The organism is Pedobacter terrae (genome assembly GCF_900100705.1).
In the GTDB taxonomy this organism is placed as follows: domain Bacteria; phylum Bacteroidota; class Bacteroidia; order Sphingobacteriales; family Sphingobacteriaceae; genus Pedobacter; species Pedobacter terrae.
The window spans coordinates 1-15,703 of record NZ_FNCH01000031.1 but is presented as its reverse complement, the minus strand read 5'-3'; the positions used below and the strand labels follow the sequence as shown (position 1 = coordinate 15,703).

Sequence of the window (15,703 nt, the reverse complement as noted above, 5' to 3'; positions counted from 1 at the left end):
TCTTTTTAACTAATTATGAATTGGCTCCTTTTTGTGAAATACCTACAGCATAAGCCAGCTCCTGCCAGGTTTGATCTAATTGTGATAAAATGCCCCGACCATCTTCGGTTAAGGTATAATATTTACGCGGTGGGCCTGAGGTAGATTCTACCCAGTTGTAGCTTAACAAACCATTGTTTTTAAGCCTGGTTAATAATGGATATAATGTACCCTCAACCACCAGCAGCTTTGCCGATCTTAACTCGGCAATAATATCCGAAGCATAAATTTCGCCCCGTGAGATGATTGATAAAACACAGTATTCCAGAATTCCCTTCCGCATTTGCGTTTGCGTATTTTCTGCTATCATATAACAAAGATATATGTTTTATATACTACCATGCAATACATAGTACTAAAATAAATTAAAGTAAAATTACAAATAACTGATTATCAGATAAATAATTTTAATTAAAATTTCGTGTTTTAGAAAAAATTCATTAAAAGATAGAAATTTTATCTGTTTTTTAGAAAAGCAAGGCCTTGTAATGCTTCGGTTTTTGCAGTCCTGCTATCACCTATAGTCCCGATTTAGATAGTTCTTAAATACAAACATTTACTTAAATCGGGAGCTATCTGGTTCTATCAGGTTTATTTGAGAGTGCGTTGGTGGTACTATTTATGGTTTTGGAATAATGCCAGAACGGTATATTCTGCATCCCTATTTTTCATTCAACCAGATAGAAACATCTTTTAATAATAATTCAGGCATTTTGCTAACAGACTTTAACAGAGCACAAGTTTCAGCGAAGGACGCCGTCAATCCCAAGTGGCAGAAGGATCAAAAAAACAGGTGCTCTACAGAACAAAAAGGCACTAACAAACCTGGAACGCAGTGGTTTTGTGTTCATAAACGAGGGTTTGATATTATGAATAGTCTGAACACAAAACAAAGTGCCGCTGTTTTTTTGATGAGCTTGGGCCAGTGTGAAGCCACCTTGTTGGATTGACAGAGCGCTTTGGGTACTTTGGCGCTCCAAAGTACCATGCCCCTGCGGCATAGAGCAGTAAAAGAATTCAAACTGCATAAATTACCATCTTATTAAATATATAAACACGATAGATTTAATATATTTTAATAATTTTGCAGCTTCTTACCTTATTTTCATGAAGAAATCTATTGCCAGCATTGTTGCCGAGGCAAACGAAAGCGGCGAAGGAACACTCAAAAGAACCTTAGGCCCTATAAACCTAATTTTAATTGGCGTAGGCTTAACGCTTGGTGCCGGTTTATTTTCGATTACAGGTTTGGCAGCAGCCAATCACTCCGGGCCTGCAGTTACCTTATCATTTGTAATTGCAGCATTGGGTTGCGGTTTTGCAGCCTTATGTTATGCAGAATTCGCCTCTATGATTCCTGTTGCAGGTAGTGCTTATACCTACTCTTATGCCACCATGGGCGAACTTTTCGCCTGGATTATAGGCTGGGATCTGGTATTGGAATACTCTGTGGGTTGTGCCACTGTAGCCATCAGCTGGTCGCAGTATTTAACCCGGTTTTTAGCCAGCTTACACATTTATCTCCCTCCGCAGCTCACCCTATCTCCTTTTGAAACCGCTAAACTGGCAGATGGTTCTGCTGTTCACGGCATCATTAATATCCCCGCAGCATTGGTTGTGGTATTGATGACGGCTATATTGATCCGAGGTACAAAAGGCTCGGCCATTGTAAACGGAATTATTGTATTTCTGAAAGTAGGCGTAGTTTTGGTATTTATCGCACTTGGCTGGCAATATATCGATCCCGCAAACTATCATCCATATATCCCCGAAAATACCGGAACATTTGGTCAGTTTGGATGGAGCGGTGTATTACGAGGTGCAGGTTTAGTCTTCTTTGTATTTATTGGTTTTGATGCCGTAGCCGCCTCCGCACAGGAAACCAAAAACCCGGCGAGAGATTTACCCATCGGCATTATTGGATCTCTGGTGGTTTGTACGGTTTTATTCGGATTGTTCGGGCACGTTATGACTGGTCTGGCCAATTATAAGGAGTTTGCCAATAGCGGCGCCCCTGTAGCCATTGCCATCGAAAAAACACCTTACGCCTGGTTGAGTCAGGCCATTATTCTGGCCATTCTGATCGGTTATACATCTGTAATCCTGATCGATTTAATGGCACAATCGCGGATGTTTTACTCCATCAGTAAAGATGGGCTATTGCCAAAGATGTTTTCTGATGTGCATTCAAAATTTAAAACACCATATAAGTCGAACATTATCCTTTGTTTATTTATTGGTCTTTTTGCGGCATTTGTCCCCATGAATGTGGTGGGCGAAATGACCAGCATTGGCACCTTACTGGCCTTTTTAATGGTATGTGTAGGTATCCTGATTTTAAGAAAAACAAACCCTGAAGCCAAACGCCCGTTTAGGGTTCCTTTGGTACCATTAATCCCAATCTTGGGTATTTTAACCTGCATTGCCATGATGGCATTTTTACCCTGGGAAACCTGGTTAAGGCTTGCAGTTTGGCTGGTAATTGGCTTAGCCATTTACTTCGGATATGGCAAAAAGAACAGTAAATTAAATACCATGGAAAAACAGTCCGACAATCCGTAATAAACTTTTACTATACACATTGGTCAAACGGGTTGTTGATGTTCCATACAACCCATTTGCGTTTTCTGAATAACTACTGTAATTACAACCATATAAATATCAATTAATTAAGAAAAAAAATTAGTTATCCACAATTTAACATTTTTCTTAAATATTGGCTTGGGATTTGCCCTAGTAAAATCGACCCTATTAAAACATCATCCTATGATTATTAAATTAGACACATCGATTTTCAGGCTTTCGAGGCATAAAGCTGAAACCATAAAAAAAGTTGCAAAACCACTTACCAGAGACCAATGGATTACAGCCGATAGAATTGTTATTGCAGCAATGTTTATTGTCACTATTATTGGTGCCATCTTATTTTAATTTCTGATGATTGATCAAAAATCTTCAGAAATCAACTCCTTATTAATCATTACTGCAGCCATTGTTCCGGCAGCTGTAATGAAAGACAACGACCTGAACAAGGTTGCACAATCTCCTGCAGCGTAAACGCCTTCGGCAGTAGTTTGCTGCTGTTCATTAACTTTTATGGTTTTCAGCTCTGTTAGTTCAAACCCCAATTGCTCGTTAAAGTTTATATGTTGCTCTATTTCAGGTTTAACATATATTGCCTTAAAATTTAATCTTTCTCCGTTTTTAAAAACAACATTATCGAGCTGACCATTTTGGTGTTCCATTTCAACAATTTCTTCTTCTAAAATAGTAATCGATTCAGATTTCAGCTTTTTGGTCTGCTCTGCATTTAATTCTGATTTTCCGTTGGTTAAAATGGTTAGATCCTTATTCCAGAGCTGAAGGTTTTTGGCCATTTCAAAGGCATGCTCACCATTCATCAACAGAGCGATTTTTTCATTTTTTACCTCATACCCATGGCAATAAGGACAGTGTATTGCAGAAATGGCCCAACATGCTGCCAATCCTTTAATATCGGGCAGCACATCTTTTAAACCTGTGGCCAATAAAATTTTCCTGGCCGTAAAACTACCAGCATTTTCTACGGCAACACTAAAACCTGCATCAATCCGCTCAGCTGAAATAGCTTTTCCTTCCAAAAACCTAACGGTTGAATATTTTAGCACTTCTTCTTTTGCAGCTTTGGCAATATCAGCGGGCCGATGGCCATCGTGTGTTAAAAAATTATGTGAATGCGGCGTCTGTCGGTTGCAAGGTTTACCAGAATCGATTATTAAAACGTTGCGGGTTGAACGGCCAAGGGTTAATGCGGCAGACAAACCTGCATAGCTGCCGCCAATTATAATTACATCAAAATCCATATCCTTATCTTTTGATACAAAGATCTGAATTGATATTTCAAATGCAACACGGATGCATTAAATGAATGTCATTTTATTTTTTGAAAATTACCGCCTTAATGAAGTTCCCATAATATAAACGTTGTTCTAAGATCTGATAACCTGCATTTAGAAAATAAGGACTCATGTCAATTAATTGATTGGCCTCTACAATTCCCAGTAATTTAAAAAAGCTATACATCGATTTAAGCAGTAGCCATTTCCACCAGTTTCCATTGACTTTATTAAGGGAAAAATCAACTATAAACCAAAGGCCCTTTCTCTTTAAACAGCGATTTAACTGCTCAAACACTTTTGCAGCCCGTTGTTCAGCGAAATTATCGAAAAGGAATGGCGTTAAAATAACGTCAAATAAAATGTCAGTTCCGAAATCCTCTATACCAAGATTAACAAATTCGACCTGATTATTTCTATAGTTTCGCTTCTGAGAAAGTGCCAGCATTTTAGCCGAGATCTCCACGTAAACAATCTTCAAGCCGCCTGGATTTATTTTGGCAATTTCTTCCAAAATCCATCCTGTTCCACCACCTACAATTAAAACTGAACTATTTTTTTGAATATGATGAAGTTGATCAATCTGAGCATTAACCTGCGATTTAAAAAACACCAACCGGCTTAAAGTATCGTAATGATTCGCTATTTTATCATAGTTGTTGTTCATTTTTGTAGTAGTATCAAGTATTGAGAATCAAGTATCAAGATAAATTTCTCGATTGTAAATACGCTTTGGTCTTTCCGCTTTAGTCTTTCAGCTTAATGTACAAACTGCATTCCTATTATCCCGCATATTGCCTTAAATAAAATCAGTCCATCAATCACCATCAGGTAATACAGGATATTTTTTCTTTTATGCATGGAATAAGCGATATAAATCGTCAAAACAAATGGCAGAACATTGAATAGAACCTGCGGTATCCCGAAGCCTTTGTAACTGGCAAATATGCCTAATGAGATTAAACCTATAATTAAAAGCGGAATCAAAATATTGAAAATGGTTCTTCGCAAACCATAACGTACCACAAAAGTGCGCAGGTGTTTATTCGCATCTGTAGGATAATCTTTAATATCGAAAATGATGGCGTTTACGGTGCAGAACATCCAGTTTTTTACAAATAACCAAGTCCACAATACCGAATCGTGATAGCCCACCCCCGTTTCAATTTTAAGCATAATTAAGGGTAACACATTGGCACAACAGGCCCAAACAAAACCGATAACGAAAGCTTTAAACCACCCGGTGTTACGGAGATTGAATTTAATGAAGGATTTGGGGAGTAAGCCGTAATATAAACCGCCTGCGATAATAATAATGACTATGGCTAGCCAATAACTAATCGGGAGCGCCAGAATGTGATGAAAGTTTTGATACAGCAGATTAATGGCCAACAGCATGCAACTGATAAATAGCACAGCCTGACTCCAATTAATAAACGTTTTATGTTTAAAATACCATTGATTACGCGGATTAGTAGTGGATGGTACAGTAGAAACTTTATTGTAGGCGTAGGTATAATAAATGGTAGGCGCCAGAAACAACAACAGGTAATAATTGAGGGAGTTAAATGGGACCTTCAATTGAAGAGTAGCCTCAACCGTAAGGGCTACTGCCAGAATCCCTACAAAATAGTTCCCAAAGAAAATGAACCTGATTATTTTACCGAGCATTTACAGTTTTTTTTCGTCAGCAATTTCGGATATATTATTGAATATGGTAAATAATAAAGTTGATTTTCTACTATCTTGGGGTTAGAAAGAAAATTAACTAAAAAAATCTCAATCAACAATAATATGGAAGACACAAAAAGTTCAACTTCAGCTAATGATAACACACCAAAGGTGACGGGGATTGGCGGCATTTTCTTTTTTTCAGATAACCCGAAGGAAACAAAAGATTGGTATGCCAAAAATTTAGGGGTCGAAATCAATGCGTGGGGTGCTGTGAGTTTCGATTACCGGAACATCAATAACCCCGATGAAGTGGAATCACTTCAATGGAGTCCGTTTAAAAAAGGTGATGAATATTTTTCCCCTTCGAAAAAGGAATTCATGATTAATTATCGTGTTCAAAATCTTGAAGCGCTAGTGGAAAAATTAAGAGAAAATGGTGTAACGATACTTGATGAAATTGCCACTTATGATTATGGAAAATTTATTCACATTATGGATGCTGAAGGCAATAAGATTGAGTTATGGGAACCTAGCTAAATCTCGAGTTGGCGTCATTTCGAGCGGAGTGCAACGCAGTCGAGAAATCTAACTAAATAGATCTCTCCCCGCCTGTACGGGCAGGCCTGTCCGCAAAGGCGGGCATTTCGCTGCGCTACAGTCGAGATGACGGCCGAACTAGTGGATCCTGTCAATAGCAGCACAGCGAAAGATCTTTACGAAATAAACTATCATCGTTTAAAATATTTGATGTTAATCAAATCCTTTTAGATATACGTTAAGAAAACAATTTACTTCCGATGAAAGATTCTTTACTGCGTTCAGAATGACAGCATAAAAAAAGCCTTCCAGTTTCCTGAAAGGCTTGGTGGGAAATGAGGGGTTCGAACCCCCGACCCCCTCGGTGTAAACGAGGTGCTCTGAACCAGCTGAGCTAATTTCCCTTATTTGTATGCGTTAAATTTGATAAAAAAGCCTTCCAGTTTCCTGAAAGGCTTGGTGGGAAATGAGGGGTTCGAACCCCCGACCCCCTCGGTGTAAACGAGGTGCTCTGAACCAGCTGAGCTAATTTCCCTTATTTGTCAAATTTAATGTCCCACTCTCCGTTTGGGAATGCAAATATAGCGCTATAAAACTGTTCTGCAAATCTTTTTTTCTTTTTTTTCAACTCAACAAAGTTTCAAGGATTTTATGCGATTGCACTGTTCCGAATGAAGCTGTATGTAAGGTATAGAAAACCAATATCTTATCCAGCAAAAATCGCCGTTGCGCATTACTCATTTTTATTTCAGAAATTTTTTCGAGTGGCGAATTAAACAGTGAAATAAAGCCAATCGCATCATCCAATTGGAGGTAATTGGAATGAATCGGTGGCCGGGATGTAAATTCTCCCTCCTGCAGATCGAAATAGATTTGATCACTTCTTCTTTTCTCATTGGGAGAAAAACCTAAAAAACGGGTAAGTTTTAATAAAAACGATAGATGGAAGTTTGGATTGATCTCTTCCACTTCATCAAACCAGGCAATCGAATTAAAAATATAATCGAATAAACTTTCATCAGCCGACTGCTGACGGATGCTCTTATACAGTACTTCATTTAAAAAAATAACAATACTGGTTTTAATCATATCATAAGGGATACTTTTAAAAACCGGCGTTTGCCGAACTTCCGATATCCTTTGTATATTGGTATTTACCTTATGATAAACCACCATATCCAACAAATGGAGCGATTGCAGCATATTCATCTTAATCTTCGCCTTTGGTTTTTTAACACCATTGATCAGGTAAGACTGCATGCCAAATTTATCGGTAAGCACCTGTACTACCACACTGCTTTCGCTGTAGTTTGTAGTCTTTAAAACAATGCCCCTGACTTTGTGCAACATCCGGTTAAAACAATTTTTTCAAAAGTATGTTATTTGTGCAAATTTAATTGTGCGAAAAGTAATCCCATTTTATAAATAAGATTAGTTTTGCCTTTAATATTATTAAAACTAAGCTGCACATGTGGGTTAAGCTATCGAGATTTATTCTTCAGAACCGTATCGCAATCATCGTATTTTTTGTATTAGGAACAATTTTTATGGCTTACCAGGCCAAAAATGTAAAGCTCTCTTACACGGGGAGTAAAATCCTTCCTGTTACCGATAGTGCATTTGTAAAATACAATGCTTTTAAAAAGACTTTTGGTGAAGATGGGAGTGTAATGGTGGTGGGGATACAATCGCCCGATATTTTTAAAAAAGAAGTATACAACCGATGGGTTCAGCTTTCTAATGATATTCAGAAATTAAAGGGTATTAAACAGGTCTTATCTTCAGGACGCATTTTTCAACTCGAAAAAGATACTGTAAATCAAAAATTTGTTTTAAAACCGCTTCCTGGCGGTTTGATTAAAACTGACACCGAAATGGATTCAATCAGGAATACCATTTATAGCAACCCGTTTTTCGAAGGGCTGATTTACAACCGTCAGAATGCCACCTTAATGGCCATTACTTTCGATACCAAAATCTTAAATACCGCCGAACGTAATCCCATTTTAAGGGAAATTGAAGCTAAAGCAAAAGCTTTTCAGGCATCTACCAAAATTCAGGTGCACATTTCCGGTTTGCCTTATATCCGTACCGCGGTAAGTAAACTGGTCAGCAATGAATTTGTATTGTTCCTGGGTTTATCCATCCTGGTTTCGGCTTTAATCTTATTGATTTTCTTCAAAAAATTCTACGCCGTGTTCTTTCCTATTTTAGTGGTTATAATGGGTGTAATCTGGAGTATAGGCACATTGGTTTTATTCGGCTTCGAACTGACTATTTTAACGGGATTAATTCCACCACTAATTGTAATTATCGGCATTCCTAACAGTATTTTGCTGTTGAACAAATATCAGAATGAACTGAGAAAGCATGGCGATAAACAAAAAGCTTTAAGCATTACCATTGAGCGGATTGCCATTACCACCCTAATTGCAAACATTACCGCAGCCATTGGTTTTGGGGTGCTTTATTTTACTGGAAGTGAGCTACTGATGCAATTTGGGAGCGTAGCCTCTATTAACGTAATGGTTACCTGGTTAATGTGCCTATGTTTAATCCCGATTATTTTCAGCTACCTGCCGGTACCTAAACTTAAAGCACAAAACCACGTTGAAGAAGCCTTTTTGCATAAGTTGTTAGTGAAAACAGATTTACTTGTTCAGCAAAAAAGTGGATTGATCTATGTGGGTACAGTTATCATCTCCATCATTGCCTTTATTGGTGTAATGAAAATAAATGTTAATGGCTATGTGGTGGATGACCTGCCTAAAAATTCTGAAATTTTAACCGATTTAAAGTTTTTTGAGAAAAATTTTGAGGGCATTTTACCATTAGAAGTAAGCGTAGATACCAAGAAAAAGAATGGTGTTTTCAATTTAACCAACCTAAAAAGAATGGAGAAATTGGAAAAAATGATTTCGGCTTACCCGGAGTTTTCGCGGTCTATTTCGGTAAACATGGGCTTAAAATATGCTACCCAGGCATTTTACAATAACGACTCTACCTTTTTCCGTTTGCCAGACAATTTAGAAAAGAATTTCATACTGGCCTACATTGCCAACGGCGGTAAAGGAAATGCAAGTCTGTTGACGAACTTTATCAGTAAGGGAAATCAGAGTACAAGGATTAGTTTTCAAATGGCTGATGTAGGTTCGAAGCGTTTAGACGCCATTATGGCTGAATTAAAACCACGTATAGACAGCATTTTGCCTCCATCCAAATTTGATGTTGAACTTACAGGTTCGAGCATTATCTTTTCTAAAGGAACGGATTATATGTTAAGGCACCTGGTAGAAAGTATCGGCCTTGCTATTATATTGATTTCTCTTTTAAGACTGGCGCAGTTTAAAAGTTTGGGCATTATGTTCATTTCGCTGTTGCCCAACATTGTTCCGCTCATTATTACCGCTGGCATTATGGGTTATTTTGGAATTTCCTTAAAGCCTTCTACCATTTTAATTTTTACCATCGCTTTTGGTTTAGCATCCGATCAGACCATTTATTTTTTAACGCGTTACCAGCAGGAATTAAACCTGACGAACTTTAGCATACCAAAAGTAATTAGCGATACCATCACCGAAACGGGGGTAAGTATGACACATATCGCGTTAATCTTATTCTTTGGCTTTGGAATATTCACTGCTTCTACCTTCGGTGGAACAGTCGTATTGGGTTTGCTCCTATCGATAACCTTACTGGTGGCCTTAATTTTCAACTTAACTTTATTGCCTGCACTGGTTTTGTGGTTAGATAAAAAGAAAGTAAGAAAAGTAGTTTCTGACGAGGAATCGGCGAAAAACGCTGGTGAGTTTGATCATTAGGAGATTTTTGGATTTAATAATCTAATCCAAAAAACCTCTCCCCGCCTGCACGGGCAGACACTACGCTTTGCTTCGGTCGAATACGATTTATGCTCAGGCGCAGGTTATCTAAACCTGATGGCAGCGGCAGCCCCGAAGCATGAGGGCTATAGCGTACAGCAGGGCTGACATTAAAATGAAATGCAGGTCTTGCTTTCCAAAAAGCCTTTTTAAACCACATAAGGCATTTAAGAACACGTAAGTTCAAACAGATCTTTGGTCATTTAAGACGATTATTCTGTTGCAGGTTTTTTCTCCTCTTCATCAGCCGGAACCTCAACAGTAGGATCGGTAATAATTTCGGCATTGCCATCTTTATCTCTTTTGGCAAATAAAATTGGATAGAGTAGCCAAAGCGCACCAATCATGATGAGTACGCCTGCAAGCATTTGAAAATAGATGCTCCCCTTAACCTCATTAGCATCCAGAATTTTATAAGCGATAAAAGAAAGCAGCCCTGCAGCAATCACAAAAACGGCCTTCTGCAATTTTAATAGCTTAATCATAGGGTCTTTCTTTTTAGTGTTACCATATGGATTAAAACAAAAATAAGTCCTATAAGTTCTAGCAGACCGCAGAAATAAAAAGCATATAGCACAAAATCCCGGTCAGATGGGCTTACTACCGCAATAATTGGCAAAACAATTATGGCAACAATCATCAATGTTAGCCCAATATTAAATAATTTCACGTTAAAAGTATTTACACCAAAACTACCAAAATTCAGCCAATTCTGTTAACTTTGCATCCTTAATTTTTTGAGGTACTTAATTGATGTATAGCGAATTTAAACAACTGGAACTTGCCAAAATAGGGCAGGAAATATTAGATTTTTGGAAAAAGGAAAACATCTTTGAAAAAAGTATTTCTTCGCGCCCTAAATCTAATCCGTTTACTTTTTACGAAGGTCCACCGTCTGCCAATGGCATGCCAGGGATTCACCATGTAATGGCGCGTGCAATTAAGGATATTTTTTGCCGCTATAAAACTTTAAAAGGTTACCAGGTTAAACGTAAAGGTGGTTGGGATACTCATGGTCTTCCGATTGAACTTGCCGTGGAGAAAAAACTGGGCATTACCAAAGAGGATATCGGTAAAAAAATCAGCGTTGACGAATATAACGAAGCCTGCCGTACGGAGGTAATGCGTTATACGGATGTTTGGAACGACCTGACCGAGAAAATGGGTTACTGGGTTGATCTTGAAAATCCGTACATCACTTACGAAAATGAATATATTGAAACCCTTTGGTGGATCTTAAAACAGCTTTACGATAAAGGATTTTTATATAAAGGCTATACCGTTCAACCTTATTCGCCTGCAGCAGGTACCGGTTTAAGTTCGCATGAGCTGAACCAACCAGGCACTTACAAAGATGTAAGCGACACCACGATTGTTGCGCAGTTTAAAGCCATCAACGAAACTTTGCCTGATGCGCTAAAATCATTTGGTACTGTTCATTTCTTAGCCTGGACAACCACCCCTTGGACTTTGCCAAGTAACACCGCTTTAACCGTAGGTCCTAAGATCGATTATGTACTGGTTAAAACCTTTAATCAATATACTTTCGAGCCAATCCAGGTGGTATTAGCGAAGGCTTTAGTGGGTAAACAATTTGCCGGAAAATACATTTTAGCCGAAAGCGACGAAGCTTTTGCAAATTACAAAGCTGAAGATAAAAAAATCCCATATACTGTTTTAGCAGAATTTGTGGGTGCAGATTTAGTAGGCATAAGATACGAGCAATTATTGCCTTATGCATTGCCTTACCAAAATGCTGAAAATGCTTTTAGGATCATTTCCGGAGACTTTGTAACCACTGAAGATGGTACAGGTATTGTACACACCGCGCCTACTTTTGGTGCTGATGATGCCAGGGTGGCTAAATTGGCTACACCTGAAGTACCGCCAATGCTTGTTTTGGATGAAAAAGGCAACGCCGTTCCACTGGTAGACCTGCAAGGAAAATTCATTGCATCACTAGGCGGAAACTATGGTGGCAAGTACGTAAAGAATGAATATTATAAAGATGGCGGAGCACCAGAAAAATCTGTTGATGTTGAATTGGCCATCCAATTAAAAGAAGAGAACAAAGCCTTTAAGGTTGAAAAATATGTCCACACCTATCCACACTGCTGGAGAACTGATAAGCCTGTTTTATACTATCCATTAGATAGCTGGTTTATCAAAACTACAGCCGTTAAGGATAAAATGGTGGAATTAAACAAAGGAATTAACTGGAAGCCGGAATCGACAGGCATAGGCCGTTTTGGTAACTGGTTAGAAAATCTGGTTGACTGGAATTTATCGCGTTCGCGTTATTGGGGAACACCATTGCCCATCTGGAAAAATCCAACTTATATTGATGAGAAGTGTGTAGGAAGCAGAGAAGACTTTTTAAATAAGGGTTGGTACATATTAAATAGAGAAAAAGCTAAAGATTTACAAAATCTTGCAATAAATAATACTATTGATTTGCAAAGATCTTTTGAAAGGATAAATAAACATAGAATTGAAGATCCATTAAAAGTTTTAGAGCAAGAAATCCCTATTAATACTGCTATAAGTGCTCTTAAATCAAGAGTATTCTTTCCCGCTGATTTTCTTTTATATAATATACCTTTTTCATTTTTCGAGAGTTATTGTGACAAAATTTCAAAGGAAATAATTTATAATCTTGATTTACATAGACCATTTATTGATTATATCTTTTTCAGAGAAGACAATGATGTTCTTTACTATAGAGAACCCGACTTAATTGATGTTTGGTTTGATAGCGGTGCCATGCCTTACGCACAATGGCACTTTCCGTTTGAGAATAAGGAAGAGTTTGAAAATGCTTATGCGGCTGATTTTATTGCAGAAGGTGTAGACCAGACCCGTGGGTGGTTCTTTACCTTACATGCCATTGCGGTAATGTTGAGCGAAGCCAGCGATGAAATTAAAGCGGTAAATGCAAAAGTGGGCAACCCTGGTGTAGCTTTTAAAAATGTAGTTTCGAACGGTCTGGTATTGGATAAAAACGGCAACAAAATGTCTAAACGCTTAGGCAATGCGGTTGATCCTTTTAGCACGATTGAAACCTATAGCGCAGATGCTACGCGTTGGTACATGATCAGCAATGCATCTCCATGGGACAACCTTAAATTTAGTTTGGATGGCTTAGACGAAGTACGTCGTAAATTCTTTGGAACACTTTACAATACCTACGCTTTTTTTGCCTTATATGCCAATATCGATAAATTTGAGATCGACAAAAACAACCTAAGCAAAGTTGAAGAGAGGACAGAATTAGACCGTTGGATTTTATCGTTGTTGCAGAATTTAATCAGCGAAGTTGATGAAAGCTACAATACTTATGAGCCAACTAAAGCAACCCGTGCCATCCAGACTTTTGTTGATGAACATCTAAGTAACTGGTACATCAGATTAAGCCGCCGCCGTTTCTGGAAAGGCGAAATGACTGATGATAAACGCGCTGCTTACGAAACACTTTATACCTGTTTAGAAACCCTGGCACAACTGATGAGTCCTGTAGCACCTTTCTTTGCCGATTGGTTGTACAGAAACTTAACTGTAACCGATGCCTCTGCTGCAGAATCGGTTCACTTAACGTTGTGGAAAGAAGCTGATCAAAGTTTAATAGATAGCGCTTTGAACGAGAGAATGGTTTATGCCCAGGATATCTCTTCAATGGTTTTATCATTGCGTAAAAAATCAAGTATTAACGTACGCCAGCCTTTGGCAAAAATCTTAATCCCTTCTTTAAACGGCGATTTTGAACAAAAGATTTCTAAAGTTGCCGATTATATCCTTTCTGAAACCAATGTGAAACATATCGAATTTATAACCGATACGCATGGCATTGTAAAGAAAAAGCTGAAACCAAACTTTAAATCGTTGGGTAAAAAAGTGGGCAAAGATATGAGCATCGTAAAAGAAGCTTTAGAGAACATGACACAAGACGACATCCAACGTTTGGAAGTTGATGGTTACATCAATGTTTTCGGCACCGATAACATTCAACATGCTATTGATCTGAATGATGATGTGGAGGTTTTTGCAGAAGACATACCAGGATGGCAGGTAACCAACATAGGCAGCTTAACTGTTGCTTTGGATGTGACCATTTCGGAAGAGCTGAAACAGGAAGGAATCTCTCGCGAATTGGTTAACCGCATCCAAAATCTGCGAAAAGAACTAAATTTTGAAGTAACCGACAGGATTAAAGTTTCGTTACAAAATGATAACCTGGTAAGCAGCGCAGTTGCTAAAAACAAGGATTACATTTGTGCCGAAATCTTGGCCGATGAATTTGAATTAACTGATGATGTAAATAATGCAAACAAAATCGTGATAGATGATGTTGAGTTAAGCATTTCAGTAACTAAAATATAAATCCATATATTAGAAAATTAGAAAAGACCATGGAAAACAGCAACAAAACACGCTACTCAGACAGTGAATTACAAGAGTTTAAAGAATTAATTCAAGATAAATTACGTATGGCAAAAGAGGAACTTAATGCGCTTACCTCATCATTAAGTAATCCTAACGCTAACGGTACTGAAGATACTTCAGGTGCTTACAAAACACTGGAAGATGGTTCAGCAACGATGGAGAAAGAGCAGATCAATCAATTGGCTGCGCGTCAGAAAAAATTTATCGATAACCTGGAGAACGCATTGGTGCGTATCGAGAACAAAACTTATGGTATTTGCCGCGAAACGGGTAAATTAATTCAAAAAGAGCGTTTACGCGCTGTTCCTCACGCTACTTTAAGCATGGAAGCTAAATTAAAACAGAGTTAATGAAAGGCTATACAAAACCTTTAATTGTTATCTTTTTGGTTTTACTGGCCGACCAGCTCGTTAAAACCTGGGTTAAAACAAACATGTACCTTGGGCAGGAGTTCCACATTATTGGTAAGTGGTTTATTATCCATTTTACGGAGAATAACGGAATGGCCTTTGGAATGGAGTTTGGTGGTGAATTTGGCAAATTAGCCTTATCACTTTTCCGTATTGCTGCTGTTGCAGGAATCGGTTACGGCCTACATTATCTTATTAAGCATAAATATCACCGCGGTTTAATTCTAAATGTTGCCCTGATTTTTTCTGGTGCATTAGGGAACATTATCGATTCTGTATTTTATGGAAAGATTTATGGTTACGAAAGCTGGTTTCATGGTCGCGTAGTTGATATGTTCTACTTTCCAATTGCCGAAGGCCACTTCCCTACCTGGTTTCCGATTTGGGGAGGAGAGGAATTTGTTTTCTTCAGACCCGTTTTTAACCTTGCAGACGCCGCAATTTCGGTTGGGGTGATACTTATCCTGATCTTCCAGAAAAACTACTTTAAAGAAGATGTAAAAGACGATGTAAGCTTAAACAGTGAAATTGTAGAAGATTAGATTTCAATACGTCATGCTGAACTTGTTTCACTGTTGTCCGGTTAAAATTTACAAAGAAGGAAATACTTTGTTTTTAGGCTAATTGAGTTAGGTTATGTTTTAAAATCAATTTCCAAGGCCCCTCTTTTTAGACCGCTGTTATCTCTCCGTCCAATATTTAGCTTTTCAGGGTTGTTGAGAAACTGATATAGACTGATGTAACTCATGATGTGCAGCCTGATGATCGACCTCAAGTTTGAGAATGCCCACTTCTTTTTGAGCTGTACCTGAACGATCTTTATCAGCAAATCGGATATAAAGGCACA

General features: G+C 38.2%; 13 protein-coding genes and 2 tRNA genes. 7 read left to right on the top strand and 8 right to left on the bottom strand.

Annotated features, from left to right (window positions below):
• Window positions 1–13 precede the first annotated feature (13 nt).
• Window positions 14–349: a PadR family transcriptional regulator gene (locus BLR60_RS23255; protein WP_025145298.1), complete on the bottom strand. Its 336-nt coding sequence runs from the start codon at window positions 347–349 to the stop codon at window positions 14–16.
• Window positions 350–1,146: 797 nt separating this feature from the next.
• Here BLR60_RS23255 and BLR60_RS23245 point away from each other — a divergent pair.
• The gene (locus tag BLR60_RS23245) at window positions 1,147–2,601 is read left to right on the top strand and encodes an amino acid permease (RefSeq protein ID WP_090504512.1); all 1,455 of its coding nucleotides are present in this window, start codon (window positions 1,147–1,149) and stop codon (window positions 2,599–2,601) included.
• A gap of 204 nt (window positions 2,602–2,805) precedes the next feature.
• The gene (locus BLR60_RS24995) at window positions 2,806–2,970 is read left to right on the top strand and encodes a hypothetical protein (protein WP_167354811.1); all 165 of its coding nucleotides are present in this window, start codon (window positions 2,806–2,808) and stop codon (window positions 2,968–2,970) included.
• A gap of 14 nt (window positions 2,971–2,984) precedes the next feature.
• On the opposite strand, the gene BLR60_RS23240 is transcribed toward BLR60_RS24995, so the two are convergent.
• The 3 genes from BLR60_RS23240 to BLR60_RS23230 all read right to left on the bottom strand — a co-directional run bounded on the left by BLR60_RS23240 (window position 2,985) and on the right by BLR60_RS23230 (window position 5,585).
• Complete coding sequence (locus BLR60_RS23240) at window positions 2,985–3,881, bottom strand: NAD(P)/FAD-dependent oxidoreductase (protein WP_090504509.1); 897 nt, start codon at window positions 3,879–3,881, stop codon at window positions 2,985–2,987.
• Window positions 3,882–3,954: 73 nt separating this feature from the next.
• A complete protein-coding gene (locus BLR60_RS23235) occupies window positions 3,955–4,581 on the bottom strand; it encodes a class I SAM-dependent methyltransferase (protein ID WP_090504506.1) in 627 nt (208 codons plus the stop codon).
• A 92-nt stretch (window positions 4,582–4,673) separates the two neighbouring features.
• The gene (locus BLR60_RS23230; RefSeq protein WP_090504502.1) at window positions 4,674–5,585 is read right to left on the bottom strand and encodes a UbiA prenyltransferase family protein; all 912 of its coding nucleotides are present in this window, start codon (window positions 5,583–5,585) and stop codon (window positions 4,674–4,676) included.
• Between the two features lie 123 nt (window positions 5,586–5,708).
• Here BLR60_RS23230 and BLR60_RS23225 point away from each other — a divergent pair, with 123 nt between their 5' ends.
• Entirely contained in the window at window positions 5,709–6,125 is a 417-nt protein-coding gene (locus tag BLR60_RS23225) for a VOC family protein (RefSeq protein ID WP_090504591.1), read from the top strand.
• A gap of 326 nt (window positions 6,126–6,451) precedes the next feature.
• Here the strand turns inward: BLR60_RS23225 and BLR60_RS23220 are convergent.
• From BLR60_RS23220 to recO, 3 genes are all read right to left on the bottom strand, one after another.
• A tRNA-Val gene (locus tag BLR60_RS23220) sits at window positions 6,452–6,529 on the bottom strand.
• 53 nt (window positions 6,530–6,582) lie between these two features.
• A tRNA-Val gene (locus tag BLR60_RS23215) sits at window positions 6,583–6,660 on the bottom strand.
• An 89-nt stretch (window positions 6,661–6,749) separates the two neighbouring features.
• The gene (gene recO, locus BLR60_RS23210; RefSeq protein ID WP_090504499.1) at window positions 6,750–7,475 is read right to left on the bottom strand and encodes a DNA repair protein RecO; all 726 of its coding nucleotides are present in this window, start codon (window positions 7,473–7,475) and stop codon (window positions 6,750–6,752) included.
• A gap of 119 nt (window positions 7,476–7,594) precedes the next feature.
• On the opposite strand from recO, the gene BLR60_RS23205 reads away from it, so the two are divergent.
• Window positions 7,595–9,946 (top strand): efflux RND transporter permease subunit, encoded by a 2,352-nt coding sequence (locus tag BLR60_RS23205; RefSeq protein ID WP_244155733.1) that lies wholly within the window; start codon window positions 7,595–7,597, stop codon window positions 9,944–9,946.
• A gap of 272 nt (window positions 9,947–10,218) precedes the next feature.
• On the opposite strand, the gene BLR60_RS23195 is transcribed toward BLR60_RS23205, so the two are convergent.
• The gene (locus tag BLR60_RS23195; RefSeq protein ID WP_090504493.1) at window positions 10,219–10,491 is read right to left on the bottom strand and encodes a hypothetical protein; all 273 of its coding nucleotides are present in this window, start codon (window positions 10,489–10,491) and stop codon (window positions 10,219–10,221) included.
• 268 nt (window positions 10,492–10,759) lie between these two features.
• Here BLR60_RS23195 and ileS point away from each other — a divergent pair, with 268 nt between their 5' ends.
• Genes ileS through BLR60_RS23180 form a run of 3 tightly spaced genes read left to right on the top strand, consistent with a single transcriptional unit; the run spans window position 10,760 to window position 15,398 of the window.
• Entirely contained in the window at window positions 10,760–14,383 is a 3,624-nt protein-coding gene (gene ileS, locus BLR60_RS23190) for an isoleucine--tRNA ligase (RefSeq protein WP_090504490.1), read from the top strand.
• Window positions 14,384–14,412: 29 nt separating this feature from the next.
• Entirely contained in the window at window positions 14,413–14,796 is a 384-nt protein-coding gene (locus tag BLR60_RS23185) for a TraR/DksA family transcriptional regulator (RefSeq protein WP_010600357.1), read from the top strand.
• Window positions 14,796–15,398, top strand: a complete 603-nt coding sequence (locus BLR60_RS23180) for a lipoprotein signal peptidase (RefSeq protein WP_090504486.1) — start codon at window positions 14,796–14,798, stop codon at window positions 15,396–15,398. The genes BLR60_RS23185 and BLR60_RS23180 overlap by 1 nt, the downstream gene beginning before the upstream one ends.
• Window positions 15,399–15,703 lie beyond the last annotated feature (305 nt).

Coding starts and splice junctions, on each gene's coding strand:
- BLR60_RS23255 (WP_025145298.1), bottom strand. CDS start 349: ATGATAGCAGAAAATACGCAAACGCAAATGCGGAAGGGAATTCTGGAA.
- BLR60_RS23245 (WP_090504512.1), top strand. CDS start 1,147: ATGAAGAAATCTATTGCCAGCATTGTTGCCGAGGCAAACGAAAGCGGC.
- BLR60_RS24995 (WP_167354811.1), top strand. CDS start 2,806: ATGATTATTAAATTAGACACATCGATTTTCAGGCTTTCGAGGCATAAA.
- BLR60_RS23240 (WP_090504509.1), bottom strand. CDS start 3,881: ATGGATTTTGATGTAATTATAATTGGCGGCAGCTATGCAGGTTTGTCT.
- BLR60_RS23235 (WP_090504506.1), bottom strand. CDS start 4,581: ATGAACAACAACTATGATAAAATAGCGAATCATTACGATACTTTAAGC.
- BLR60_RS23230 (WP_090504502.1), bottom strand. CDS start 5,585: ATGCTCGGTAAAATAATCAGGTTCATTTTCTTTGGGAACTATTTTGTA.
- BLR60_RS23225 (WP_090504591.1), top strand. CDS start 5,709: ATGGAAGACACAAAAAGTTCAACTTCAGCTAATGATAACACACCAAAG.
- recO (WP_090504499.1), bottom strand. CDS start 7,475: ATGTTGCACAAAGTCAGGGGCATTGTTTTAAAGACTACAAACTACAGC.
- BLR60_RS23205 (WP_244155733.1), top strand. CDS start 7,595: ATGTGGGTTAAGCTATCGAGATTTATTCTTCAGAACCGTATCGCAATC.
- BLR60_RS23195 (WP_090504493.1), bottom strand. CDS start 10,491: ATGATTAAGCTATTAAAATTGCAGAAGGCCGTTTTTGTGATTGCTGCA.
- ileS (WP_090504490.1), top strand. CDS start 10,760: ATGTATAGCGAATTTAAACAACTGGAACTTGCCAAAATAGGGCAGGAA.
- BLR60_RS23185 (WP_010600357.1), top strand. CDS start 14,413: ATGGAAAACAGCAACAAAACACGCTACTCAGACAGTGAATTACAAGAG.
- BLR60_RS23180 (WP_090504486.1), top strand. CDS start 14,796: ATGAAAGGCTATACAAAACCTTTAATTGTTATCTTTTTGGTTTTACTG.